Here is a 22,908-nt window from a genome sequence, read left to right as displayed (position 1 = left end):
CAAAAAGCGACATTGACAGTGAAATGATCCGTCAAAATCGCAAATATGGGAAAATATCACCAATGCTTCATGCTATCATGCGTCATTCTGCCGCGGAATAACAAGCAGAAGGCGGCGGAGCGATCAGAACGAGGGAGTTGATAAACATGTCCGGAATATTCGTCGTTGGTTTTGACGGCAGCGAAGCGGCGCATCGCGCGCTGGATTTCGCCATAGAACGCGCTGCGGCGCAGGGCGGCACCGTGCTCATCGCGCATGTGCTTGAATGGTCGCCCTATTCCTTCCTGACCCCAAACGAGCTGGAAGAGCGTCACAAGCGCCGCCGCGAGGAACTGGAGCGCGCCGAAACCGCCCTGATGGCCCCGGTCGTCAAGAAGGTGTCGGGCAGGGGCGCCGAGATCGAAAGTGTCATCCGCTACGGCAAGATCGCGGATGTCCTCTGCGAGATCGCCAAGAGCAAGAAGGCGGCGCAGATCTTCATCGGGCGTAACGGCCACTCGGCGCTGGGCGCGCGGGTGTTCGGCTCGGTCGCCAGCGCGCTGGTGCAGACCGCGCCGGTGCCCTGCACCATCGTTCCATGACCGCAAGACACCAACACAACAGGGATTTTCATATGTATCCTAAAGCAACACGGGCGGCCCTGGCCGCTGCCGGGCTCAGCCTCACGGGTGCCGCCCCGGCCTTCGCACAGTCGCTGGACGAGACGGTGAACCAGATCTTCGCCGCCTCCACAGGATGGTTCGTCAACTTCATCTTCAGCCCCTTTCCCGGCACGTCCTTTCCCTGGATCGTCGCCTGGCTGGTGGCAGCGGCAACGGTGTTCACCTTCTACTTCCTGTTCATCCAGTTCCGCGCCTTCGGCCATGCGATCTCGCTGGTCAAGGGCGACTATTCCGACCCCGACGATGCGGGCGAGGTCTCTCACTTCCAGGCACTTGCAACGGCGCTGTCGGGCACCGTGGGGCTTGGCAATATCGCGGGTGTCGCGGTGGCCGTCGGCATCGGCGGGCCGGGGGCGACCTTCTGGATGATCCTCGCGGGCCTCATGGGCATGGCCAGCAAGTTCACCGAATGTACGCTGGGCGTGAAATACCGCAATGAATACCCTGACGGCACGGTCTCAGGCGGCCCGATGTATTACCTCACCAAGGGCTTCGCCGAACGCGGCCTGCCGGGGGGCAAGTTCCTCGCGGTGATGTTCTCGATCTTCTGTATCCTCGGCGCGCTGGGCGGCGGCAACATGTTCCAGTCCAACCAGGCGCATCAGCAGATCACCGGCATCGTCGGCCCCTATCCGGGCTGGATCACCGGCGTGATCTTCGCCGGTGTGGTCTTCGCCGTGATCGTCGGCGGCCTCAAGTCCATCGCCAAGGTCACCGAAAAGGTGGTGCCCTTCATGGGTGTCCTCTACGTGCTGTCGGCGCTGGTCATCATCGCGATGAACGCCGACATGATCGGCTGGGCCTTCGGCCAGATCTTCGCGGGTGCCTTTACCGGTCTCGGCGTGGCGGGCGGCATGGTCGGCGCGCTGATCCAGGGCTTCAAGCGGGCCGCCTTCTCGAACGAGGCAGGCGTCGGCTCGGCCGCGATCGCCCACTCGGCGGTGCGCACCAAGGAGCCGATCACCGAAGGCTTCGTGTCGCTGCTCGAACCCTTCATCGACACGGTGGTGATCTGCACCATGACGGCGCTGGTCATCATCATCTCGGGGCAGCTTCTGACCGATCCCGAAACCGGCCTCTACCTGGTGGGTGAGTCCGGGATGATCCAGACGGCGGACGGGACATCGGGCGTCAGCCTCACATCGGCGGCCTTCGCCAGCGCCTTCAGCTGGTTCCCCTATGTGCTGGCCCTCGCGGTGGTGCTCTTCGCCTTCTCGACGATGATCAGCTGGTCCTATTACGGGCTCAAGGCCTGGACCTATCTCTTCGGCGAGGGCCGGGGCCAGGAGCTCACCTTCAAGGTCATCTTCTGCATCTTCGTGGTGATCGGCGCGGCGGCCAATCTCGGCCCGGTGATCGACTTCTCGGATGCGGCGATCTTCGCGATGGCGGTGGTCAACGTGTTTGGGCTCTACTTCCTGATGCCGATCGTCAAACGCGAGCTCGACAGCTACCTCGCGCGCCTGAAATCCGGCGAGATCAAGAAGTTCCACTGACCTCTGGTCCGCTGAGAACCCAAGACCGGCGCAGCCTGCGCCGGTCTTTTTCGTTGGGGGTGGTGAAAGGGCCGACACCCCCCTCATTGATACACCCGCACACACTTCCTACGTCTTATGGAGTGCCGCAGACCGGCAGACACCTGAAAATGCAGGAGGACACGACATGGACGAAAAGGAAGCCTATCAACAGAAGCTGAACGCCAAGCTCGACGAATGGAAGGCCGAGATCGAGAAGATGCAGGCCAAGGCCAAGACCGCCGAGGCCGACGCGCAGCTTCAGTATCAGGACTATATCGAAGACCTCAAGAAGCGCCGCGCCAACCTCGAAAAGGAACTCGAGGAGTTGCGCGACACCCAGACCGCCGCATGGGATGACCTCAAGTCCGGCGCCGACAAGGCATGGAAAGCCATGTCCGACGCGATGGACGACGCATGGCGGCGCTTCGGCTGAGCCCCTCGGGGCGCAGCCTTCCGGGCGGGGTCAGGCCGCCGCGAACCCCTTGTCCAGCGCCGCAAGGATGCGGTCGATCTCGGCTTCGGTGATCGTCAGGGGCGGTGACATCAGCACGTTATGCGCCCCCAGCCGCACCATCGCCCCCGCCTCATAGGCGGTCTGGTGGATGCGCTTCATCGTCGCCGCGTCCATCGGCGTCTTGGCGGTGCGGTCGCTGACGATCTCGATCCCGGTCATCAGCCCGTGACCGCCGCGCACATCGCCGATGATGTCGTATTTCTCGGCGAGCTTGCACACCCCGTCATAAAGCTGCGTGCCGCGCGCCGCCGCGTTGGTCTTGGTATCAAGCCGCAGCGTTTCGGACAGGCACGCCACCACCGCCGCCGCACCCACCGGATGCGCCGAATAGGTGTAGCCGTGCCAGATCGCGCCCTCGGGGCCGGAATTCTCGAACACATCGGCGACCTTCTCGCCCAACAGCGTCGCCCCCACCGGGAAATACCCGCTGGTGATGCCCTTGGCGCAGGTCATCATGTCGGGCTTCACGCCCCAATGGCGCGATCCCGTCCAGTCGCCGCTGCGCCCGAACCCGGTGATGACCTCGTCCGCGATCAGCAGGATCCCGTAACGGTCACAGATCTCGCGCATCCGCCGCATGAAACTGTCGCCCGGCACGATCACCCCGCCCGCGCCCTGGATCGGCTCCATGATGAAGGCGGCAATGGTGCTCGGGTCCTGGAACTCGATCTCGTCCACCGCCGCCGCGGCGATCTTCTCGGCCAGCACCTCGGGGTCGGTCTCGTCGAACGGGTTGCGATAGGTATAGGGGCTGGGCAGGTGGTAACAGCCCGGCAGAAGCGGCTCATAGGTGATGCGGAAACGGTTGTTGCCGTTCACGCTGGCACCACCGAAATGCGTTCCGTGATAGCCCTTCTTGAGGCTGAGGAACTTGGTCCGCGTCGGCTCGCCACGCAGCCGGTGATACTGGCGCGACAGGCGCAGCGCGGTCTCCACGCTGTCCGACCCGCCGCTGGTGAAAAAGGCGCGCACCATGCCGTCCTCGGCAAAGAACTCCTGCACCGCGTAAGAGGCCTCGATCGCCGCCGGGTTCGACGTGCCCGCAAAGGCCGAATAATAGGGCAGCTGCCAGAGCTGGTCGGAAATCGCCTGCTTGATGGCATCGTTGGAATAGCCAAGGTTGACGCACCACAGGCCGCCCACGGCATCGACGGCCCGATGCCCGTCGAGATCGACGATCTCGACCCCTTCGGCGCCCTTGATGATCTTGGGGGCGTTCTCATGCGCCTCACCCGGATGTCCCATCGGATGCCACAGATGGCGGGCATTCATCTCGCGAAGGAAATTATCGTCTTTCATCGGGCGGCTCCATTCGGTCTCTGAGTCGGGAATTTGATCAAACTCTTGCACCCGCGCTCCGGTCCTGTCCAGAGCCTTGGCCGCAGCCTGTCTGCAACGCGCTGCCACGAAAACGCCGGAATTCGTTGCGGAAATGGAAATTTTGGTTTAAACTCGGGCTATTGCGCCACGATTGCGCATCCTTGAGGCAAGCAGTGACGGCAGGAAGATCGCGCAAAGCGGCGCCACCGTCATCACAGGTAGTGACCATGACCGAGAAACCGGACTCTCAGCAGTTCGTTCGCGCGACCATGCGCCATTTCGCGGAATTGCGCGCCTCCGGGCCTGCAAATCCCGGACACGGCACCGCCTTTCCCGAGGACTGGTTCGACCTGCCCGCGGATTTCCTCTCTGATTTCGGCAGCCTCTTCTACCTTGCTTCGCTGACCCGCTATCACCGGCCCCGACCGCTGCAGGATCTCTTCGCCTGTTTTGAACCGCCCCTTCGCCTCGGCCAGTACAAGCTCTTTCGCTCAGGCGGCCATCCGCGTGCGGCGATCACATGGGCGGGGCTCTCGCCGCAGGCCGAATACGCCCTCGCCATCGACCACCGGGCTCTCCACCCCGAGGAATGGAACAGCGGCCCGTCCCTCTGGCTCGTCGATTTCATCGCCCCCTTCGGCCATATCGACCAGATCGTGCCGCTGCTCACGCATAATCCCGAGGTGCTTCGGATCAGGACCCTCTGGCACAACAAGCCCGGCACCCGCTATCGGATCGTCGAATGCAGCCGCAGCGCGCCCGACGCCCCGATCTCGATCAAATCCTACGGTATCGGCCAGTTCAAACGCCTGCTCAAGGAAAGCGGACATGGGCGCACCTAGCATCGGCGGCACAAGCACGGGCGCCATCGACGCCAACAGCACCGGCAGCGTCAGCGCCGATCTCAACGACGTGTCGAACAACATGTGGGGCGACACCTGGTCGATCCAGAGCGGCGCCACCTATGGCAGCGCCAGCATCAATGCCTCGACCGGCCTCTGGAGCTATGACCTCGACGAGAACCACCCCGCCGTGCAGGCCCTCGATCCGGGCGAGACCCTGACCGATACATTCGTCGTACGCCTCTCGGATACCGGCGGCAACGATACCCAGACCGTCACCATCACCATTACCGGTGTGCCCTGCTTCGTTGCCGGCACCGTCATCGAAACCGCCACCGGCCCGCGGCCCGTCGAAACGATCCGCCCCGGCGATCTGATCGTGACCCGCGACAGCGGATTGCAACCGGTGCGCTGGGCCGGGCAGCGCACGGTTCATGCCGATGCCCTCGCCGCCGAAGAGCGCCTGCGCCCGATCCGCATCCGCAAGGGGGCGCTTGGAGGCGGCCTGCCCCGCAACGACATGCTGCTTTCGCGCCAGCACCGGCTGCTCGTCACCGGCGACCGGGTGCAACAGATCTGCGGCACCGACGAGGTGCTGCTCCCCGCCCTTCGCTTTCTCGATTGGCCCGGCGTCGACATGCTCCCGCCGGACGGCCCGATCTCCTATCATCACCTGCTGTTCGACCGCCATCAGGTGATCATCGCCGAAGGCACCGCCACCGAAAGCCTGCTTCTGGCCGAGGAAGCCCGCAACCGCCTGCCGTTCCGCGCCCTCCTTGAAATCGAAGCGCTCTTTCCCGGCCCCGAAGCCCGCCGCATCCTCGCCAACCCGGCGCGTCCGATCCCGACACCGCAATTGCAGAAACGCATCGTCGCGAACGGCGCCGGACAGACACCGCTCTCTGGCGGACATGAAACAGCCCGCACCGCGCCCAACGCACCGCGCCTCAAACGCCGCTCGTCCTGATCCCGCCCTTCATCTGGCGAAAAATACCTCGGGGGGTCCCGGGGGGCTGGCCCCCCGGCCTCGGCCCCGAAAAGGTGCCTCACCCCGTCAGGATGGAACTTACCTTCAGCGCGCGCTGGGCGTTGCCCTCGACTTTGAGCTTGCCCGACATGAAGGCCATCACCGGGTTCTGCTCGCCCGACAGGATGTTGCGGAACACCTCGTCGCTGGCGATCAGCACCACGTCGGCCGCCTCGTCCCCCGCCTCGCTTGCGGCGCGCGCGCCGCTCTCGTCCAGCATCACCGCGCCCTCGCCGGTGATCACCAGCTTGGCGCTGCCCCGGATCGCGCCGCGCGCCTTGGGTGTCAGTTCAGTGATATAGCTTTCGATCAGCGCGCTCATCGTGGCCTCTTTTCGGATGGGTTCATCGCGCCAGATTGGCGCATTCGCCCCGCGCGGCAACCGGAACCCTGCGTCAATTCCGGGCCCCGGGCGCGATCTGTACAAAATCCGCGCGCCAGCTCCGGAATTGCGTACGAAACCGCCGTACAAATCGGACGTTTTGTACCGTTCTCACCAGCGGTCCAGCGCGTCTTCGTCCGCGTCTTTCGCCGCGACCCAGCCCGCGCCGTCGCCGGTGACTTCCTTCTTCCAGAACGGCGCGCGCGATTTCAGGAAATCCATAAGGAATTCAGCCGCTTGAAAGGCATCCGCCCGATGCGGTGCGGACGTGGCGACCATCATGATCATCTCGTCGGGTTCAAGCGCTCCATATCGGTGGATGACCAGAATATCACCTATATTCCAACGGCTTAGCGCTTCCTCGGCAATCTTCTCGATAGCCCTCTCGGTCATGCCGGGGTAATGCTCGATCTCCATCGCCTTCAGGTCGTCGCCCTCAAGGTCGCGCACGATTCCGGTAAACGTTACGAGCGCTCCCATCCCCGCCTGCCGCGCGGCAAAGCCCCTGGCCTCGTGGCCCAGGTCGAACGCCTCCTCCTGGACTCTGATATCCATCGCCTAACCCCCTGTCATCGGAGGGAAAAACGCAACTTCCCGCACATTCTCCAGCGGCGCGTCAAAGTCGCTCAGTTCCTGGTCCACGGCCACCCGCAGCGCATCCAGATCGGCGAAAGCGGCGGCGTAGCGTTCTTCTTTCTGGGTCAGTTCGTTAACCAGTTCCCGCACCGTCGCGGCCCCGGTCTCGATTCGGTCCTTCGGGCGCCCGACCCGCTCCCGCACCCATGCGAAATACAGAACGTCCATCTCTCATTCCTTCAGATAAGGTATTGATTTCCTGAAGTAATCATACCCCGTCAGCAATGTCAGCGCAGCCGCGATCCACAGCAGCCACAGCCCCGCGTGGCCCAGCATCACCGCACCATGCGTCATGGCCCCGAAATAGTGCTCGAACACGCCCTGGGCAAAAAGCACTGCAATCGCAATCATTTGCGCGGTCGTTTTCCATTTCGCCAGTTGCGTGACCTTCAAGGTCCCCGCTGTATCGCCCAGAAACTCCCGCAACCCGCTCACGAACACCTCGCGAAACAGAATCACCGTCGCCGGCAACACCAGCCACGGCGACATGCTCGAATATCCCACGATCACCATCAACGCGATCACCACCATCGCCTTGTCAGCGATCGGGTCCAGCATGGCGCCAAGTTTTGTCGTTTGTTTCCAGGCCCTTGCAAGGTATCCGTCAAACCAGTCCGTCGCCGCTGCGCTGATGAACAGCAACAGCGCAAACCAGTCCGCCCAGGGCCTGTGGAAATACAGGAACATCACAGCCACCCCCGGCGCAGCCAGCAGGCGCAAAGCGGTCAGGATATTTGGCACGTTCCACTTCATGCTCCGGTTCTAACCCCTCCCAAGGCAAAGGGAAAGCGCGGTTGCACCGCATCGCATGGTCAAAAATCGCTGAGCCGTTTCGTCGTCTCCGGGTCCATGAAACCCGCGACCGTCGCGTCGGTTTCCAACTGCAACGCACGGTGCAGATCGGGCAGGGCGGCACTGTTGAGCACCCGCTTCATTGCCCGCACCGACAATACCGGCAGGTCGGCCAGACGCTGCGCCTCTGCTTGGGCGGTCTCGATAAGATCATGATCTTCAACGGTTTTCCACGCAACGCCAAGACGGGCCAGTTCTTCGGCGCCATAGCGTTCTCCGAAAAACAGCATCTCGCGTGCCTTGATCAGCCCGACCAGTGCAGGCAGCAGGCTGGTCACCGCGCCGGTCACGAACAGGTTGAGCGACACCTCGGGAAAGAACCCCTTGGCCGACGCCCCCCAGATCGGGAAATCGCAATTGATCGCCCATTCAAAGCCACCCCCCACGGCCCAGCCATTGATCGCGCCCACCACCGGCTTTTGCCCCAGCGTGATCGCGTGGGTCGCCCGCTGGATCGCTTGCACCAGGTCGCGCGCCTCTTCCTCGGTCTCGGGATGAACATGCGCGCGCCGGTCATCGCCCGCGCAAAATGCCTTGCCCGCCCCGGTGAACAGGATCGCCCGCGTCGACGGGTCGGCATTGGCGTCCTCGAATGCGCGCGCCACATCGTCGATCAACTGCCTGTTCATCGCGTTCAGGCTTTCGGGACGGTTGAGAGTGATTGTCCGCACGCCATCGCCCGTCATCGCGCTCAACACGGTTTCGTATTTGAAATCAGTCATTTATCTTCCCCGTATCACGCGTTTCGTCTTGCCTTCGGTCAGCGGCAATGTCCCGTGCGGCACCAGGGTCACGCGGGCGGTCGCGCCCAGCTTGGCCTTGATCGCGGTCTCCACCTGCCGCGCCAACCCCTCGCCCGCGGCCTGACCCTCGGCCAGTTCGGCCGTTACCGGCAGGCTGTCATAGGGCGGCGGCCCGTCCAGCACGATCCGGTAGTCCCCGGACAATGCCTCGAACCCGTTGATCACGGCCGCGACCATGGTCGGAAACAGGTTGAGCCCGCGCACCACCACCATGTCATCCGAGCGCCCCACCACCCGGAACCTGAAGCCCGTGCGGCCGCAGGCGCAGGGCTCGGTTGTATCCACCGTGATGATGTCTCCGCTGCGAAACCGCACCAGCGGCTGGCAGTCGCGCATCAGATGGGTCAGCACCAGCTCTCCCGTCTGCCCCGCCGCGAGCGGCAGCGCCGCGCCGCTGTCAGGATCGACCAACTCGGGGTAAAGAATATCCGCCGCCATGAAGTGCAGCCGCGTGTCATGCTCGCATTGCGCCGCGAAATTGCAGAACACGTCCGAAACGCCGTAATTCGCGTTGCGCGGCTCCATCCCCCAGATATCGCGCAATCGATCACGAAAGGCAGGGTCATCAAGCCCCGCCTCGCCGCCGAACAGACCCAGCTTCAGCCCCAGGTCGCGCGGCTTCATTCCCGGAAACTTCTCGGCAATGACCCGCTCCAGGACCGCGGGATACGAGGGCGTGCACGAGATCGCATTGATCCCCACCTCACGTATCGTGCGCACCAGCAATTCGGTCGACCCCACGCCAAAGGGCACCACCATCGCACCCGTGGCCTGCAAGGTCATGTGATCGGTCAGCCCGCCCATCCACATCTGGTAGTTGAGGCAATGCACCACCGTATGATCGGGCGTCAGCCCCGCTGCCGACTGGCACCGCCCTCCGACGGTCTCGGTGGCGTGGCAATCGCGGGCCGAAAGCGCCAGGTTCATCGCCTGCCCCGTGGTCCCCGAGGTGCGGTGCAGTCGGACGGCGGCGCTTCGAGGCGCGGCCATGTAGTCGCCGAAAGGCGGATGATCGGCCTGCGAGATGCGCAGCTGCGCCTTGTCCGACAAGGGCAGTTCGGGCAGGTCGCGCAGATCGGCCGACGGATGCTTTCCCTTCCACAAGGCACGATAGAAAGCAGAGCTCTGCGCCACATAGGCGCTTTGCACGGCCCACGCGGCCTGTTGATGCGCCTTCAGCTTTCCGGGGCGCGCGAATTCGCCCCTGTGCAACAGCTTCATGGTTTCAACCCCCGCTCCCATATGGTCGTCAGTGTATCGACCACCGCCTCCAGATCGCCGGACACCGCCACGAGTCCCGGCTCGCCCGAAAGGAACAACCCCGAGAAATACTGGTCAGTCATCGCGCCGAGCGCATAGGCGCGCCGCATCAGCTCGTCCTCGGGCAGGGCGGCGCCATCGCGCTCCATCCTGCGCCGTGCCGCGGCGGCCACGGTCTCTATCCAGTCGCGGTTCAGCCGGTGAAAAGCGCTGCGGGCCTCTGGAAAGCGATCAAGATGATGCACGAGGCATTTCATCAGGCCCCGGTTCTCGCGGAACAGCATCCCATAGGCCATTGTCGCAGCGCGGATGCCATCCTCCGGCGCGCCTCGGCTCGCCCGCATCATGCCGTCCTGCAGGAAATGCGCAAAGCCCGGCAGCAGGTCGTCCAGAAGCTGCGATTGATCCTGGAAATAAAGGTAGAACGTGCCGTTGGCCACGCCCGCCTGCTTGCAGATCGCGCTGATCGTCAGATCCTGTAGCGCGGCATTCTCCAACAGCGCGCAGGTGGCGATGCGGATCTGCTGCGCCGTGCGCTGGCCCTTGGCTTCGCCCTTCACGCGCTCGGCCAGAACCGTGCGATAGCTGAGCGTGCCGACGGGGTCGGACGGGTCGGGCAGGGGCTTTCGGGCGGTGTTCATGGGCAATCCGCTTTTTATGAAACTGAATCCATATTCATAAAAAAGCCGCGCCGAGTCAATCGCTCTCTTCGGCCTGCCGTCTCAGCCCTTTTCGTGAAAGAAATCGTAGATCTTCTGCGCCAGCCCCTCGGACACGCCCTCGACGGCCTTCAGGTCCGCAAGGTTGGCGCGGCTCACGGCCTTGGCCGATCCGAAATGCACCAGCAGCGCCCGCTTGCGGGCCGCGCCCACACCGGCCACCTCGTCAAGCGGCGTGGCGCTCATGGATTTGGCGCGTTTCGCCCGGTGCGTCCCGATGGCAAAGCGATGCGCCTCGTCGCGCAGGCGCTGCACGAAATAAAGCACCGGGTCATTGTGCCTGAGCGCCGTGGGCCGTGCGCCGACACGGTGGAATACCTCCTTGCCCTGGTCGCGGTCCACGCCCTTGGCGACGCCCAGCATGGGGATGTCCTCGACCCCCATCTCGCGCATGATCTGCGCCACCGCGCTGACCTGTCCTGCACCCCCGTCGATCAGCAGCAGATCGGGCCAAAGCCCCTGTTCGCGCTCCGGGTCGTCCTTCAACAGCCGCTTGAACCGCCGGGTCAGCACCTCTTTCATCATGCCGAAATCGTCACCGGGAGTCAGATCGTCGCCGCGGATGTTGAACTTGCGATACTGGTTCTTCATCAGCCCTTCGGGTCCGGCCACGATCATCGCGCCGACCGCATTGGTGCCCTGGATATGCGAGTTGTCATAGACCTCGATCCGCCTGGGCGGGGCGGGCAGGTCAAAGGCCTCGGCCAACCCCTTGAGCAGCTTGGCCTGGGTCGCGGTCTCGGACATCTTGCGCGCCAGGCTCTCGCGGGCGTTGCGCAGCGCCGCATCGACCAGTTCGGCCTTCTCGCCGCGCTTGGGCACCAGCAATTCGACCTTGCGGCCCAGCTTGCCGCTCAGGGCCTCGGTCATCAGGTCGGCATTCTCGATCGGATGCGACAGGATCAGTTGTCGCGCCGGTTCCTTGCTGTCGTAGAACTGCCCGATAAAGGCCTCCAGCACCTCGGCCTCTTCCACATCGTCGCCGACACGCGGATAGAAATCGCGGTTGCCCCAGTTCTGCCCGGCCCGGATAAAGAACACCTGCACGCAGGCCTGCCCGTTTTGCAGGTGCAGCGCCACGATATCGGCCTCGTTGACGGTCCGCGGGTTGATGCCTTGCGCGCTCTGCACTTCGGTCAGCGCCTTGATCCGGTCGCGCAGCGCGGCCGCGCGCTCGAATTCCATCGCGTCCGATGCCTCGGCCATCTGGGTTTTCAGCTTGTCCTGGATCTCGGTCGAGCGCCCGGACAGGAACCGTTCCGCATCGCGCACCACCGCCGCGTAGTCTTCCTCGCTGATATAGCCGACACAGGGCGCGGTGCAGCGCTTGATCTGGTATTGCAGGCACGGTCGCGTGCGCGAGGCGAACTGCGTATCCGTGCAATTGCGCAACTGAAAGGCGCGCTGCAACTGCGCCAGCGTCCGGTTGACCGCACGCGCGCTGGCAAAGGGGCCATAGAACCGCCCCTTGCCCTTCTTGGCGCCGCGATGCTTGCGGATCATCGGGTAATCATGGGCGGTGACATGAATGCTGGGAAAGCTCTTGTCGTCGCGCAACAGCACGTTGTAGCGCGGCTTGAGCTGCTTGATGAGGTTCTGTTCCAACAGCAGCGCCTCGGTCTCGGTGCGCGTGGTCAGGAACATCATCGAGGCGGTTTCGCGGATCATCCGCGCGATGCGTGCGGTATGTCCGGTGGGGCGGGCATAATTCGACACCCGCGCGCGCAGGTTGCGCGCCTTGCCCACATAAAGCACCCGCGCCTGCGCATCGAGCATCCGGTAGACGCCGGGCGAGGAGTCCAGTGTTCGCAGGTACCGCCGGATCAGGCGGTGTCCCGTTTCAGGGGTGGTGTCGCTGTTCTGCTCGGTCATGGGGTTCAGATATGATTCTTCTTGGTCGCTGCAATCTTATCGCGATGCGGGCAAGAGGAAACCTTTCCACCAAACCTGTGGATAAACTTGGGGGCAAGTTTCGTGTAAGGGAAATATTCCCTTGGATTCAGACGATTTGATCGATTTGCCTGTTTTTTAGGCGTATTTTCAAGCCATTGAAATTGCTCATAAAAAACTTTGACTGCCCGCAAAATACTGAAAACATTAAAAATTTTGTAACAGCTTTCTGACAGTCCCGTGAGCCGTGCACAAGTTTTCTCGGCCCCGGCGCGTGCCCGCCTCACTCGACGCCCAGCACATCCGGCGTCTGCCAGCCCAGATGCTGCCCGCCGTCGACGCACAAAAGCTGCCCCGTGACTGCCGGGGCCCCGAGGAAATACGCCAGCGCGGCGACGATGTCAGCGCTGTTGGCGCCCCGTTCCAGCACCGTTGCCTGGCGCTGGCGCTGGAAATGACTGTCGCTCTGCCGGTGCCCCTGAAGCGTCGGGCCGGGGCCGATCGCATTGACCCTCACGCGTGGCGCCAACGCCTGCGCGGCGGTCTGCGTCAGGGTCCACAATCCCATCTTGGCCAGCGTGTAGCTCATGAATTCGGGGGTCAGCTTACGCACCCTCTGGTCGATCATGTTGACAACCAGCCCCTGTGCCACCGGCTCGCCTGCCTCGCAGGGAACCGGCTCTGGCACCTGCCGCGCCAGCGCCTGTATCAGCACGAAGGGCGCGCGCAGGTTGCTTTCCATGTGACGATCCCAGCTTTCGCGACTGGCGCTTTCCAGCGTGTCATGCTCAAAGATCGACGCGTTGTTCACAAGGACCGTAATGGGGCCGTCCAGCGCTGCGGCAGCCTTGGGCAAAAGCGGCTCCACCTGCGCCTCGTCCAGCAGGTCGGCCTGCAGCGTCACCGCTCGCCGCCCCATCTCGCGGATCTCCTGCGCGACCGATTCCGCCGCATCGGCGCTGGTGGCGTAATGCACCGCCACGTCATGCCCGCGCCGCGCCAGTTCCAGCGCCATCGCGCGGCCCAGCCGTTTTCCCGCCCCTGTTACCAAAGCTCCGCTCATGCCAGCACCACAACAACATAGGTCACGTAGAGCGCCGACAGCGCCACGCCCCAGATACGGCCGATATCGACCTTGAAAAAGACGAAGGGGAAGATCAGCAGCGACGCCGCCAGCATCACCCACAGATCGAATTGAAGGAACTCGCGGTCAACCGGCAGATCGCCGATCAGCGAGGCGATACCGATGATCGCCAGCAGGTTGAACATGTTCGACCCGATCACATTGCCAAGCGCCACATCGGCCTGCTTGCGCAATGCCGCCATCACCGTTGTCGCCAGTTCCGGCAACGAGGTTCCAAGCGCCACCAGGGTCAGGCCGATCACGGCCTCGCTGATGCCGTATTGGCGCGCGATGATCGAGGCATTGTCCACCAGCAGATCCGCACCCAGCGGCAGGCCAACCAGACCCAGCACCAGGAACAGCACGATCTGCCACCAGGGCATATCGGGGTCCGCGCCCTCGACTTCCTCGCTTTCGTCCGGGTCATCGGCCACGATGGCGAAAGTGGCACGCCGATGCTGGCGCGCCTCGATGAACGCGTCGGTCAGCACGAATGACAACGCGGCCAGCAGGATCAGCCCCGACACAAGGGTAAACGTGCCCAGAAAGGCCAGCCCGATGAACAGCACCGAAGCCACCAGCATGAACACATAGGTCTTGCGGGTATTGCAGTCGCTGGTGTGAAGGACCGAAAGGATCGCGGGCAGCCCCAGCACCAGCAGGATATTGGCGGTGTTCGACCCGATCACATTGCCAAGCGCCAGCCCCGGCTTGTCATCCAGCACCGCGTTGACAGAGATCAGCAGCTCGGGTGCAGACGTGCCAAAGGCCACGATGGTCAGGCTCACGATCAGTGCCGGGATCCCGATCCGCAGGCTCAGGTTCACCGCGCCCTTGACCAGCGCATCGCCAGCCAGAAGCAGGATCACCAGCCCCAGACCCGACAATAACCAAGGCATCATTTGGTCTTGCCCTTTCTGCAAGGGCAGGGGCCCTTGCCGATACGGAAGCGCCCGCATTTGGGGCATTTCGCCGAAGCCAGCTTCTTCTGGCCCGGAAAGCGCAGCTTGCCGAACATGGCCATGACGCCCATGCCGACAAGGAACAATATGACGATCTTGACGATCACCTCAGAGGCCGAAACGCGCGAAGGCGGCGCGCTCCTCGATCCCGGCGATGGCATCGCCGGCAATGCTCATGCCAAAGCGCTGGAACAACCCGCGCTTGCGGCCATATTGAGCAAAGCGCACCTTGTCGCCGTAAAGTTCTTTCATCTTGGGCACCAGATGCCCGACCCCGTCGGCCAGCCCCAGCTCGATTGCCCGCGCGCCCAGCCAGAACTCGCCGGTAAAAAGGTCGTCGCTCTTGGCCAGTCTCGCACCACGGCGGCTTGTGACCTGGGCCTCGAAGACGCGGTGCATCTGTTCCAGCAGCCCCTTGAGCCGGGTCACGTCCTCTTCCTTTTCGGGCAGGAACGGATCAAGGAAGCTCTTCGACCTGCCCGAGCTGTGAACCCGGCGTTCCACCCCTTGGCGTGCCAGCAGCACAGGTGCGCCGAAACTCGACGAGATCACGCCGATCGACCCCACAATCGAGGCCTCGTCGACCCAGATCGATTCCGCCGCCGTCGCCAGCCAGTAACCGCCCGACGCGGCCACATCCTCGACAAAGGCATGGACGGGAATGTTTTTCTCGTCGGCCAGCCGCCGGATGCGCGATGCGATCAGCGAGGATTGCACCGGCGAGCCGCCGGGCGAATTGATCAACAGCGCCACCGCCCTTGGCTTGCCGCGCTTGAAAGCCTTCTCGATCACGGGCGCCAGCGCCTCGTCATTGAGCTGCGAACGGCTGCCGGTTCCGATCGATCCGTTCAGCCGGATCACTGCCACCAGCAGGCCACGATTGAGAAAGGGAATACGCTCTTTCATGGCAACGCATGTAGAATGCCGGAGACCGACAAACAAGGCGGCATGATCAAGCATTTCTCCCCCGCCCCCAAAAAGCGGGGGCGGGCGGGTAAGAAAACCAGCCGCGTCAGGGGCTCAGGATTTGATCCGATAGCCGGTCTTGAAGATCAGCCAGATGATGGTGAGGCACAGCCCGGTAAACGCCGCAATCGCCAGCAGACTCAGCCCCAAAGGCACGTCCGCCAGCCCGAAGAATGACCACCGGAACCCCGAGATCAGGTAAACGACAGGGTTGAAATAGGACACCGTCTGCCAGATCGGGGGCAGCATCGAGATCGAATAGAAAGACCCGCCCAAAAACACCAGCGGCGTGATCACCAGAAGCGGGATGATCTGGAGCTGCTGAAAGTTCTCGGCCCAGATCCCGATGATGAACCCGAACAGCGAGAACGAAAGGCAGGTCAGCACCAGAAAGGCCAGCATCGGCCCCGGATGCATGATTTCCAGATCCACGAAGAACCCCGCCGTCACCAGGATCACGACCCCGATCATCAGCGATTTCGTCGCCGCCGCGCCGACATAGCCGATGACGATCTCAAGGAAATTGATCGGCGCCGAATGCAGCTCATAGATCGTGCCGATGAATTTCGGGAAATAGATGCCGAAACTGGCATTGCTGATGCCTTGGGTGATGATCGTCAGCATGATCAGCCCCGGCACGATGAACGATCCGTAACTGACGCCCTCGATCTGGTCGATCCTGCTGCCGATGGCCGAACCGAACACCACGAAATACAGCGACGTCGAAATCACCGGCGACAGAAGGCTTTCCATCAACGTGCGCAGGAAACGCTTCATCTCGTAGACATAGATCGCCTGGATGGCCCGCAGGTTCATGCCGTTTCCTCCTCTTGGTCCCTGACCAGCCCGACAAAGATCTCCTCGAGGCTCGATTGCGTGGTGTGCAGGTCGCTCAGGGTCAGCCCGGCCTCGGCCAGCGCCTGCAACAGCCGCGTGATGCCGGTGCCGTCCTGCCCGCGCGTGTCATAGTGATAGCTCAGCGCATCGCCATCAGGGGCCAGCTCCAGATTGTAATCCGCAAGCGCGGCGGGAACCGCGTCGATCGGCGCCGCAAGGTCGATGCGCAGGGTCTTGCGCCCCATCCGCCGCATCAGCGCCGTCTTGTCCTCGACCAGCAGGATTTCACCCTTGTTGATCACCGCGACGCGGTCGGCGATGGCTTCGGCCTCTTCGATGTAATGGGTGGTCAGGATGATGGTGACGCCCTGCGCCTTCAATCCCCGGACAACCTCCCACATGTCGCGGCGCAGTTCCACATCGACCCCGGCAGTGGGCTCGTCCAGAAACAGCACGCGCGGCTCGTGGATCAGCGCCTTGGCGATCAGCACCCGCCGCTTCATCCCGCCCGACAGTTCGCGGGTCCGGCTGTTGCGCTTGTCCCATAGCGACAGCTGGCGCAGGATGCGTTCGGTCAGCGCCGCATCCGGTGCCTTGCCGAACAGACCCCGTGAAAAGCGCACCGTGTTGATGACCTTCTCGAACGGTTCCAGCGCGATTTCCTGGGGAACCAGCCCGACAATGCTGCGCGCCGCGCGGTATTCCCTGACCACATCATGCCCGCCGATGAGGGCATGGCCACCGCTCGGCGTGGTGATCCCGCACAGCGCGGAAATCAGCGTCGTCTTGCCCGCGCCATTGGGGCCGAGCAAGGCTAGGATCTCGCCCTCCTCGATGGTCAGCGATGTTCCCTTCAGCGCCTCGAACCCGTCGCCATAGATCTTGCGCAGGTTCTCGACCTCGACCATCGGTTTCATGCGGCGCCTCCATTCTCGATTCCCGCAGGCTACGGCATCGCGCCCCAACTGCAAATCGCCCGGCACGCAGACCCCTCTGTGCAGCCATGCAGGGACGTGCGCTTGGGGCTTTCCTTCGCCGCACACGATGCTATGTCTTTCGTCGGCGGGCGATACGAGAGTTTGAGATACATGATTCAACGCATGGCTGCACTTCTGGCGCTGGTCCTGCTTGCAGGCTGCGGCGAGCCCGTAACCTCCAACAGCGGTTCGCGCATCCTTCTCCTCGGCGATTCACTGATGGCCTTCAACAAGGCACAGGATCGCGCCGTTTCCGACGCCATCGAAGAAGAACTGAAAGAACCGGTAACGGATCGCTCCGTGGTCGGTGCGCGGTTCTTCTATCCGCTGCCGATCACCGGCAGCGCCGGGCTCAGCATTCCCAAGCAGTACCGTGAAGGCGACTGGGACTGGGTCGTCCTGAATGGCGGCGGCAACGATATCTGGATGGGTTGCCTATGCGGTCCGTGCAAGCAACGCATCTCCCGGCTGATCTCCGAGGACGGCAAGCGCGGCACGATTCCGGGCTTCGTGTCCCGGATGCGCCAGACCGGCGCGCAGGTCGTCTTCGTGGGATATCTGCGCACCCCCGGCGTGACCTCCCCTGTTGAGGGCTGCGCCGATGAGGGCGACGAGATGGATCGCCGCCTTGCCCGGCTGGCCGCGCTGGACCGGGGCGTGCATTTTCTGTCGCTGGCAGAACTGGTGCCGCATGGCGACCGCTCCTATCACGGGCTGGACCTGATCCATCCCTCGCCCAAGGGCAGCCAGGAGATCGGCCGCAGGATCGCGCGCATCATTGAAACGCACAGCCGCCCGCCATCCTCGCGTTAGGACTTGATCAACCGCTTGAGCCAGCCCTTCTTCTCGGCTTCTTCTTCGTCATCCTCTTCCTTCGGGCCCTCGATCACCTCTTCGAGGCGGGAAAAGAAGTTGTCGGCCATCTTCTTGGCGAAACCGTCGACGATCCGGCTGCCAAGCTGTGCCAGTTTGCCACCGACCTTGGCCTCGACGTCATAGGACAGCCGCGTGCCTTCGGGCACCTCTTCCAGCCGCACATCGGCCGCGCCCTTGGCAAAGCCGGCGGCACCGCCCTTGCCCTCGCCCGTCAGGGTCAGGCTGTCGGGTTCGATCATCTCCGATACGGTCACATGACCCTTGAAGGTCGCCTTCACCGGGCCGACCTTCTGGGTCACGGTGGCCTCGAACCCGTCTTCGGGGTTGCCGGTGACCTCCTGCGCGCCGGGTACGCATTCCTTCAACACATCGGGGCTCAGAAGCGCCGCCCAGACCGTCGCGCGGTCGGCTTCGATAATGCGTTCGTCACTCATCTTCATGGCGCTTCCTCCTGTCGCGTCCGCCCTGCCGTCCAGCCTAGAGCAACCCGCATCGCGGGCCAAGTGGCCAGCGCATTGCATCCGGTGCGCCGCGCGCTAATCTGCACGCCGGAACACCACGGCCGGGGGAAGGACCATGTTGCAAGGTATCCGCGTGATCGAGATCGAGGGCCTTGGCCCCGGTCCCTTCGCCGCCATGACACTGGCCGATCTCGGCGCCGAGGTGATCGTGATCCAGCGCCCCGGCGCGGGCAATGCGGTCGCCGGCGCCCGCAACCTTCTGGACCGGGGCAAGCGCACCATCGCGCTCGACCTCAAGGACGGGGCCGATCTTGCCACCGCGCGGGCGCTGATCGCCACCGCCGACGCCCTGATCGAAGGCTTTCGTCCCGGCGTGATGGAACGCTTGGGCCTTGGCCCCGCAACCTGCCACGCCGATAATCCGGCGCTGGTCTATGGCCGCATGACCGGCTGGGGACAGGACGGACCGAAATCGCAGATGGCGGGGCATGACCTCAACTACATCGCCACCTCCGGCGCGCTCTGGTATGCCTCACCGCCCGATGCCGCACCGCTGACGCCGCCGACGCTGGTGGGCGATATCGGTGGCGGTGCGATGTATCTGGTGGCGGGGATTCTGGCCGGGATCATCGACGCCGCGCGCAGCGGGCAGGGCAGGGTGGTGGACGCGGCCATCGTGGATGGTTCAGCGCATATGATGGCGCTGCTGATGTCGATGGCGCCCGCGGGCAACCTTTCGCAGACGCGCGGTCAAAGCCCCCTCGACGGGGCACATTGGAGCCGCACCTATCGCTGCGCCTGCGGCGGTCATGTCAGCGTGCAATGCTTCGAGCCGCAATTCTACGCCGCCTTTCTCGATCTGATGGGGCTTTCGGATGATGCCGCCTTCGCCGATCAGAACGATCCCGCCCAATGGCCCGCGCAGACCGACCGCCTTGCCGCGATCTTCGCGGCAGAACCCCGCGATCACTGGACGCGCCTCTTCGAGGGCAGCGACGCCTGCGTCGCTCCGGTCCTTTCGCCCGCCGAAGCAGCGCTCGATCCGCATATGGCCGCACGCGGCGTCTGGCACATGGGGGATGGCGTGCAGCAACCGGCCCCCGCGCCGCGCTTTGACGGGGCCGCGCCAGCGCCCCGCCCGATCCCCGCGCGTGACGCCGATGGCGCGGCGCTGCGCGCCGAGCTGGCCGAACTTGGCGCGCGTGGGCGGGTCTGAGCGACCCGATTCGTCCGCGCCCCCTTGGATCACCCGGCGCAAGTGTCTATCTTGCCGCTTCGGGCACAGCGCGACAGGACAGGCAACATGGCCAAGCCAAAGGAAAACCCCAACTACAAGGTCGTCGCCGAGAACAGGCGCGCGCGCTTCGATTACGCGATCGAGGATGATCTGGAATGCGGCATCATCCTTGAAGGTTCCGAAGTCAAATCCCTGCGTCTTGGCGGCGCCAACATCGCCGAAAGCTACGCCACCGTTGATGATGGCGAATTGTGGCTGGTGAACTCCTACGTCGCGCCCTACGAACAGGCCAAGACCTTCCAGCACGAGGAAAAACGCCGCCGCAAGCTGCTGGTGTCGAAAAAGGAACTGGCCCGTCTCTGGAACGAGACTCAGCGCAAGGGCATGACGCTGGTGCCGCTGGTCCTCTATTTCAATCACAAGGGCATCGCCAAGATGAAGATCGGCATCGCGAAGGGCAAAAAGGCCCATGACAAGCGCGAGACCGAGGCGAAGCGTGACTGGAACCGCCAGAAACAGCGCCTCCTCAAGGACCACGGTTGAGCGGTGAGCTGCCGGTCTGAATTCCCCTTTTGGGAATGAAGCGCGATTTTGCTAGTCTCGGATGATCGCAGGTATCTGTCTCAAGGGGGGACACATGGAACTGTTGATCGGGCTGATCTGCGGGGCAATCGGCGGCAACATCGCCGGTGGCCTCCTGCGCAACGTCAATCTGGGCCTCTTCGGCAATGCCCTTGCCGGGGTGATCGGCGCAGGGCTGGCGGAAAAGACGCTGTCGGTCCTGGGCGATGATGGCTTGTCCTCGGCACTGGGCGGCGGCGATGCCGGGGTGCTCTGGACCCACGCCGCGACTGGTGCTGTCGGTGGCGCGGCGGTCTTGCTGGCGCTCGGCTCGATCCGGAACATGCTGGTGAAATGAACCACCGGCGCGCCGGGATGCTTGCTCTCCACTGCGCCGCGCGCTAGGCATGAGCCGTCCGAAATCAGGGGACGCGCCCATGACCCATGACGATCCTAAGACCCTCGTATCGACCGAATGGCTGGCCAGCCATCTGAAGGATCCCGACCTTCGGATTCTGGATGGCACCTATTTCCTGCCGCCAACCGACCGCGATGCCCGCGCCGAATATCAGGCGGCGCATATTCCTGGCGCGCGCTTCTTCGACATCGACGACATCAGCGATCACCGCTCTGCCCTGCCGCACATGGTTCCCCCGGTCGAGAAATTCATGTCGCGCCTGCGGGCGATGGGTGTGGGGGACGGGCATCAGGTGGTGGTCTATGACGCGCTGGGCCTGTTTTCGGCGGCGCGCGTCTGGTGGCTCTTCCGCCTGATGGGGCAGGACAACATCGCCGTGCTGGACGGTGGCCTGCCCAAATGGATGGCCGAGGGCCGACCGACCGAGGACATGCCCCCGATCGTGCGCGACCGTCACATGACGGTCCGCCGCCAGAACCACATGGTCAAGGACGTGACGCAGGTCTCCGCCGCCTCCAAGCTCGGCGATCACGAGATCCTCGATGCCCGCTCGCCAGGCCGCTTTCGCGGTGAAGAACCCGAACCGCGCGAAGGGCTGCGCGGCGGCCACATCCCCGGCTCGCGCAATGTCTGGTATCGTGACCTGCTCAATGACGACGACACCATGAAGGACCCCGAAGCGCTGCGCGCCGTCCTCGCGGATGCGGGGGTGGACCTCTCGAAACCCGCGATCACCTCTTGCGGGTCGGGCGTCACCGCCGCCATCATCAACCTTGCACTCGAGCGGATCGGCAAGACCGATCATGCCGTTTATGACGGGTCCTGGTGCGAATGGGGGGCTTTCCCCACCGTGCCCGTCGCCACCGGAGAAGACTGACCAATGTTCGAACATCTCAAGGAACAGCCCAAGGACAAGATCCTCGCGCTCATGCAGGCCTACAAGGACGATCCGCGCGACGACAAGATCGACCTCGGCGTCGGCGTCTACAAGAACCCGCAGGGTGTGACCCCGATCATGCGCGCAGTCAAGGAAGCCGAGCGCCGCTGGTGGGACGAGGAAACCACCAAGGCCTATACCGGGCTGGCGGGTGATCCCGCGTTTTCGGACGCGATGATCGGCCTCGTTCTGGGCGATGCCGTCGCGCGCGACCACGTCGCCGCCGTCGCCACGCCGGGCGGCACCGGCGCGGTGCGCCAGGCCTTCGATCTCATTCACATGGCCAACCCGCAGGCGCGGGTTTTCGTGTCGGACCCGACATGGCCCAACCACCTCAGCATCCTCAAGCATCTGGGGATCGAAACCGTCAGCTACCGCTATTTCGACAGCGAAACCGGCGGCGTCGATTTCGATGGCATGATGGCCGATCTCGCCGGGCTTCGCGCGGGCGACGTGGTGCTTTTGCATGGCTGCTGCCACAATCCCACCGGCGCCAACCTGACCGGCCCGGAATGGCAGGCGGTGATTGCGCTGATGAACGACATTGGCGCGCTGCCGATGATCGACATCGCCTATCAGGGCTTCGGCGACGGGCTCGAGGCCGATGCCGCCGCAACGCGCGCGGTCGCCTCGGGCTGCCCCGAAGTGCTGATCGCCGCAAGCTGCTCGAAGAATTTCGGCATCTACCGCGAACGCACCGGCATCCTGATGGCCGTGGCGCAGGACAAGGGGATGCACGCCGTCACGCAAGGCAACCTTGCCTATCTCAACCGGCAGAACTATTCCTTCCCGCCCGATCACGGCGCGCGGCTGGTCTCGGTCGTGCTGCACAGCGACGATCTGCGCGCCGATTGGCAGGCCGAACTGGAAGAGGTGCGCAACGGCATGCTCGCCCTGCGCGAACAGCTGTCAACCGAGCTGCGCAAGCTGACCAACTCCGATCGCTACGGCTTCATCGCCCAGCATCGCGGCATGTTCTCGCGCCTCGGGCTTTCGCCGGAAACGGTCGAGCGCCTGCGCAAGGATCACGGTATCTACATGGTGGGGGATTCGCGCATCAATATCGCCGGGCTGAACAAGGACACCGTTCCCAAGCTGGCCCAGGCCATCGTCGAAGTGGGTGCCTGAC

The 22,908-nt window shown here is 63.7% G+C and carries 27 protein-coding genes; 11 read left to right on the top strand and 16 right to left on the bottom strand.

Going from position 1 to position 22,908, the window contains the following annotated elements:
• Positions 1-146 precede the first annotated feature (146 nt).
• The 3 genes from ROH8110_RS09645 (at position 147) to ROH8110_RS09635 (ending at position 2,612) form a co-directional block, all read left to right on the top strand.
• On the top strand, positions 147-581 hold the full coding sequence (locus tag ROH8110_RS09645; protein ID WP_085817534.1) for a universal stress protein: 435 nt from the start codon (positions 147-149) through the stop codon (positions 579-581).
• A gap of 32 nt (positions 582-613) precedes the next feature.
• On the top strand, positions 614-2,158 hold the full coding sequence (locus ROH8110_RS09640; RefSeq protein WP_085817533.1) for an alanine/glycine:cation symporter family protein: 1,545 nt from the start codon (positions 614-616) through the stop codon (positions 2,156-2,158).
• A gap of 166 nt (positions 2,159-2,324) precedes the next feature.
• Positions 2,325-2,612, top strand: a complete 288-nt coding sequence (locus ROH8110_RS09635) for a sll1863 family stress response protein (protein WP_085817532.1) — start codon at positions 2,325-2,327, stop codon at positions 2,610-2,612.
• A gap of 30 nt (positions 2,613-2,642) precedes the next feature.
• Here ROH8110_RS09635 and ROH8110_RS09630 read toward each other — a convergent pair whose 3' ends face one another.
• Positions 2,643-3,992 (bottom strand): aminotransferase class III-fold pyridoxal phosphate-dependent enzyme, encoded by a 1,350-nt coding sequence (locus ROH8110_RS09630; RefSeq protein ID WP_085817531.1) that lies wholly within the window; start codon positions 3,990-3,992, stop codon positions 2,643-2,645.
• A gap of 248 nt (positions 3,993-4,240) precedes the next feature.
• On the opposite strand from ROH8110_RS09630, the gene ROH8110_RS09625 reads away from it, so the two are divergent.
• A complete protein-coding gene (locus tag ROH8110_RS09625; RefSeq protein ID WP_085817530.1) occupies positions 4,241-4,855 on the top strand; it encodes a toxin-activating lysine-acyltransferase in 615 nt (204 codons plus the stop codon).
• The gene (locus tag ROH8110_RS09620; RefSeq protein ID WP_085817529.1) at positions 4,842-5,822 is read left to right on the top strand and encodes a Hint domain-containing protein; all 981 of its coding nucleotides are present in this window, start codon (positions 4,842-4,844) and stop codon (positions 5,820-5,822) included. Before ROH8110_RS09625 ends, ROH8110_RS09620 begins: the two co-directional genes overlap by 14 nt.
• A 79-nt stretch (positions 5,823-5,901) precedes the next feature.
• On the opposite strand, the gene ROH8110_RS09615 is transcribed toward ROH8110_RS09620, so the two are convergent.
• The 14 genes from ROH8110_RS09615 to ROH8110_RS09550 all read right to left on the bottom strand — a co-directional run bounded on the left by ROH8110_RS09615 (position 5,902) and on the right by ROH8110_RS09550 (position 17,229).
• A complete protein-coding gene (locus tag ROH8110_RS09615; RefSeq protein ID WP_085817832.1) occupies positions 5,902-6,204 on the bottom strand; it encodes an SCP2 sterol-binding domain-containing protein in 303 nt (100 codons plus the stop codon).
• 171 nt (positions 6,205-6,375) lie between these two features.
• Positions 6,376-6,819, bottom strand: a complete 444-nt coding sequence (locus tag ROH8110_RS09610; protein WP_085817528.1) for a molybdenum cofactor biosynthesis protein MoaE — start codon at positions 6,817-6,819, stop codon at positions 6,376-6,378.
• A gap of 3 nt (positions 6,820-6,822) precedes the next feature.
• Positions 6,823-7,068, bottom strand: a complete 246-nt coding sequence (moaD, locus tag ROH8110_RS09605) for a molybdopterin converting factor subunit 1 (protein WP_085817527.1) — start codon at positions 7,066-7,068, stop codon at positions 6,823-6,825.
• Positions 7,069-7,071: 3 nt separating this feature from the next.
• Complete coding sequence (gene pgsA, locus ROH8110_RS09600; protein ID WP_085817526.1) at positions 7,072-7,653, bottom strand: CDP-diacylglycerol--glycerol-3-phosphate 3-phosphatidyltransferase; 582 nt, start codon at positions 7,651-7,653, stop codon at positions 7,072-7,074.
• Between the two features lie 59 nt (positions 7,654-7,712).
• Positions 7,713-8,474, bottom strand: coding sequence for an enoyl-CoA hydratase/isomerase family protein (locus ROH8110_RS09595; RefSeq protein WP_085817525.1), 762 nt, complete (start codon positions 8,472-8,474; stop codon positions 7,713-7,715).
• Positions 8,475-9,776: a phenylacetate--CoA ligase family protein gene (locus ROH8110_RS09590; RefSeq protein WP_085817524.1), complete on the bottom strand. Its 1,302-nt coding sequence runs from the start codon at positions 9,774-9,776 to the stop codon at positions 8,475-8,477.
• Positions 9,773-10,456 carry a TetR/AcrR family transcriptional regulator gene (locus ROH8110_RS09585; RefSeq protein WP_121143673.1) on the bottom strand — a complete coding sequence of 228 codons (684 nt, stop codon included), beginning with the start codon at positions 10,454-10,456 and terminating at the stop codon, positions 9,773-9,775. The genes ROH8110_RS09590 and ROH8110_RS09585 overlap by 4 nt, the downstream gene beginning before the upstream one ends.
• 81 nt (positions 10,457-10,537) lie before the next feature.
• Positions 10,538-12,406, bottom strand: a complete 1,869-nt coding sequence (gene uvrC / locus ROH8110_RS09580) for an excinuclease ABC subunit UvrC (RefSeq protein ID WP_085817523.1) — start codon at positions 12,404-12,406, stop codon at positions 10,538-10,540.
• A 301-nt stretch (positions 12,407-12,707) separates the two neighbouring features.
• A complete protein-coding gene (locus tag ROH8110_RS09575; RefSeq protein ID WP_085817522.1) occupies positions 12,708-13,487 on the bottom strand; it encodes an SDR family oxidoreductase in 780 nt (259 codons plus the stop codon).
• Positions 13,484-14,449, bottom strand: coding sequence for a calcium/sodium antiporter (locus ROH8110_RS09570; protein WP_085817521.1), 966 nt, complete (start codon positions 14,447-14,449; stop codon positions 13,484-13,486). Before ROH8110_RS09570 ends, ROH8110_RS09575 begins: the two co-directional genes overlap by 4 nt.
• A complete protein-coding gene (locus tag ROH8110_RS09565) occupies positions 14,446-14,616 on the bottom strand; it encodes a hypothetical protein (protein WP_176236589.1) in 171 nt (56 codons plus the stop codon). Before ROH8110_RS09565 ends, ROH8110_RS09570 begins: the two co-directional genes overlap by 4 nt.
• Before the next feature lies 1 nt (position 14,617).
• Entirely contained in the window at positions 14,618-15,415 is a 798-nt protein-coding gene (locus ROH8110_RS09560; protein ID WP_085817519.1) for a S49 family peptidase, read from the bottom strand.
• 114 nt (positions 15,416-15,529) lie between these two features.
• Positions 15,530-16,291 (bottom strand): ABC transporter permease, encoded by a 762-nt coding sequence (locus tag ROH8110_RS09555; RefSeq protein ID WP_085817518.1) that lies wholly within the window; start codon positions 16,289-16,291, stop codon positions 15,530-15,532.
• Entirely contained in the window at positions 16,288-17,229 is a 942-nt protein-coding gene (locus tag ROH8110_RS09550; RefSeq protein WP_085817517.1) for an ABC transporter ATP-binding protein, read from the bottom strand. The genes ROH8110_RS09555 and ROH8110_RS09550 overlap by 4 nt, the downstream gene beginning before the upstream one ends.
• A gap of 183 nt (positions 17,230-17,412) precedes the next feature.
• Between ROH8110_RS09550 and ROH8110_RS09545 the strand changes: the two genes are divergently transcribed.
• Positions 17,413-18,102 (top strand): SGNH/GDSL hydrolase family protein, encoded by a 690-nt coding sequence (locus ROH8110_RS09545; protein WP_245962806.1) that lies wholly within the window; start codon positions 17,413-17,415, stop codon positions 18,100-18,102.
• Here the strand turns inward: ROH8110_RS09545 and ROH8110_RS09540 are convergent.
• On the bottom strand, positions 18,099-18,605 hold the full coding sequence (locus ROH8110_RS09540) for an SRPBCC family protein (RefSeq protein ID WP_085817515.1): 507 nt from the start codon (positions 18,603-18,605) through the stop codon (positions 18,099-18,101). The genes ROH8110_RS09545 and ROH8110_RS09540 overlap by 4 nt on opposite strands.
• Positions 18,606-18,741: 136 nt before the next feature.
• Between ROH8110_RS09540 and ROH8110_RS09535 the strand changes: the two genes are divergently transcribed.
• The 5 genes from ROH8110_RS09535 (at position 18,742) to ROH8110_RS09515 (ending at position 22,907) form a co-directional block, all read left to right on the top strand.
• Positions 18,742-19,842 carry a CaiB/BaiF CoA transferase family protein gene (locus ROH8110_RS09535; RefSeq protein ID WP_085817514.1) on the top strand — a complete coding sequence of 367 codons (1,101 nt, stop codon included), beginning with the start codon at positions 18,742-18,744 and terminating at the stop codon, positions 19,840-19,842.
• A gap of 87 nt (positions 19,843-19,929) precedes the next feature.
• Positions 19,930-20,406 carry an SsrA-binding protein SmpB gene (smpB, locus tag ROH8110_RS09530; RefSeq protein ID WP_085817513.1) on the top strand — a complete coding sequence of 159 codons (477 nt, stop codon included), beginning with the start codon at positions 19,930-19,932 and terminating at the stop codon, positions 20,404-20,406.
• A 94-nt stretch (positions 20,407-20,500) separates the two neighbouring features.
• Positions 20,501-20,782 (top strand): hypothetical protein, encoded by a 282-nt coding sequence (locus ROH8110_RS09525; protein WP_085817512.1) that lies wholly within the window; start codon positions 20,501-20,503, stop codon positions 20,780-20,782.
• A gap of 79 nt (positions 20,783-20,861) precedes the next feature.
• Positions 20,862-21,719 carry a 3-mercaptopyruvate sulfurtransferase gene (gene sseA / locus ROH8110_RS09520; RefSeq protein WP_085817511.1) on the top strand — a complete coding sequence of 286 codons (858 nt, stop codon included), beginning with the start codon at positions 20,862-20,864 and terminating at the stop codon, positions 21,717-21,719.
• Between the two features lie 3 nt (positions 21,720-21,722).
• The gene (locus ROH8110_RS09515) at positions 21,723-22,907 is read left to right on the top strand and encodes an amino acid aminotransferase (protein WP_085817510.1); all 1,185 of its coding nucleotides are present in this window, start codon (positions 21,723-21,725) and stop codon (positions 22,905-22,907) included.
• The last annotated feature ends 1 nt before the right edge of the window (position 22,908 follow it).

The sequence above is a fragment of the Roseovarius halotolerans genome, assembly GCF_900172255.1.
Lineage (GTDB): Bacteria > Pseudomonadota > Alphaproteobacteria > Rhodobacterales > Rhodobacteraceae > Roseovarius > Roseovarius halotolerans.
This window is presented reverse-complemented; position numbering and strand designations above follow the sequence as displayed.

What these genes read in the sequence shown, in the direction of transcription:
- ROH8110_RS09645 (WP_085817534.1), top strand. Translation starts at nt 147, where the DNA reads ATGTCCGGAATATTCGTCGTTGGTTTTGACGGCAGCGAAGCGGCGCAT.
- ROH8110_RS09640 (WP_085817533.1), top strand. Translation starts at nt 614, where the DNA reads ATGTATCCTAAAGCAACACGGGCGGCCCTGGCCGCTGCCGGGCTCAGC.
- ROH8110_RS09635 (WP_085817532.1), top strand. Translation starts at nt 2,325, where the DNA reads ATGGACGAAAAGGAAGCCTATCAACAGAAGCTGAACGCCAAGCTCGAC.
- ROH8110_RS09630 (WP_085817531.1), bottom strand. Translation starts at nt 3,992, where the DNA reads ATGAAAGACGATAATTTCCTTCGCGAGATGAATGCCCGCCATCTGTGG.
- ROH8110_RS09625 (WP_085817530.1), top strand. Translation starts at nt 4,241, where the DNA reads ATGACCGAGAAACCGGACTCTCAGCAGTTCGTTCGCGCGACCATGCGC.
- ROH8110_RS09620 (WP_085817529.1), top strand. Translation starts at nt 4,842, where the DNA reads ATGGGCGCACCTAGCATCGGCGGCACAAGCACGGGCGCCATCGACGCC.
- ROH8110_RS09615 (WP_085817832.1), bottom strand. Translation starts at nt 6,204, where the DNA reads ATGAGCGCGCTGATCGAAAGCTATATCACTGAACTGACACCCAAGGCG.
- ROH8110_RS09610 (WP_085817528.1), bottom strand. Translation starts at nt 6,819, where the DNA reads ATGGATATCAGAGTCCAGGAGGAGGCGTTCGACCTGGGCCACGAGGCC.
- moaD (WP_085817527.1), bottom strand. Translation starts at nt 7,068, where the DNA reads ATGGACGTTCTGTATTTCGCATGGGTGCGGGAGCGGGTCGGGCGCCCG.
- pgsA (WP_085817526.1), bottom strand. Translation starts at nt 7,653, where the DNA reads ATGAAGTGGAACGTGCCAAATATCCTGACCGCTTTGCGCCTGCTGGCT.
- ROH8110_RS09595 (WP_085817525.1), bottom strand. Translation starts at nt 8,474, where the DNA reads ATGACTGATTTCAAATACGAAACCGTGTTGAGCGCGATGACGGGCGAT.
- ROH8110_RS09590 (WP_085817524.1), bottom strand. Translation starts at nt 9,776, where the DNA reads ATGAAGCTGTTGCACAGGGGCGAATTCGCGCGCCCCGGAAAGCTGAAG.
- ROH8110_RS09585 (WP_121143673.1), bottom strand. Translation starts at nt 10,456, where the DNA reads ATGAACACCGCCCGAAAGCCCCTGCCCGACCCGTCCGACCCCGTCGGC.
- uvrC (WP_085817523.1), bottom strand. Translation starts at nt 12,406, where the DNA reads ATGACCGAGCAGAACAGCGACACCACCCCTGAAACGGGACACCGCCTG.
- ROH8110_RS09575 (WP_085817522.1), bottom strand. Translation starts at nt 13,487, where the DNA reads ATGAGCGGAGCTTTGGTAACAGGGGCGGGAAAACGGCTGGGCCGCGCG.
- ROH8110_RS09570 (WP_085817521.1), bottom strand. Translation starts at nt 14,449, where the DNA reads ATGATGCCTTGGTTATTGTCGGGTCTGGGGCTGGTGATCCTGCTTCTG.
- ROH8110_RS09560 (WP_085817519.1), bottom strand. Translation starts at nt 15,415, where the DNA reads ATGAAAGAGCGTATTCCCTTTCTCAATCGTGGCCTGCTGGTGGCAGTG.
- ROH8110_RS09555 (WP_085817518.1), bottom strand. Translation starts at nt 16,291, where the DNA reads ATGAACCTGCGGGCCATCCAGGCGATCTATGTCTACGAGATGAAGCGT.
- ROH8110_RS09550 (WP_085817517.1), bottom strand. Translation starts at nt 17,229, where the DNA reads ATGAAACCGATGGTCGAGGTCGAGAACCTGCGCAAGATCTATGGCGAC.
- ROH8110_RS09545 (WP_245962806.1), top strand. Translation starts at nt 17,413, where the DNA reads ATGGCTGCACTTCTGGCGCTGGTCCTGCTTGCAGGCTGCGGCGAGCCC.
- ROH8110_RS09540 (WP_085817515.1), bottom strand. Translation starts at nt 18,605, where the DNA reads ATGAAGATGAGTGACGAACGCATTATCGAAGCCGACCGCGCGACGGTC.
- ROH8110_RS09535 (WP_085817514.1), top strand. Translation starts at nt 18,742, where the DNA reads ATGTTGCAAGGTATCCGCGTGATCGAGATCGAGGGCCTTGGCCCCGGT.
- smpB (WP_085817513.1), top strand. Translation starts at nt 19,930, where the DNA reads ATGGCCAAGCCAAAGGAAAACCCCAACTACAAGGTCGTCGCCGAGAAC.
- ROH8110_RS09525 (WP_085817512.1), top strand. Translation starts at nt 20,501, where the DNA reads ATGGAACTGTTGATCGGGCTGATCTGCGGGGCAATCGGCGGCAACATC.
- sseA (WP_085817511.1), top strand. Translation starts at nt 20,862, where the DNA reads ATGACCCATGACGATCCTAAGACCCTCGTATCGACCGAATGGCTGGCC.
- ROH8110_RS09515 (WP_085817510.1), top strand. Translation starts at nt 21,723, where the DNA reads ATGTTCGAACATCTCAAGGAACAGCCCAAGGACAAGATCCTCGCGCTC.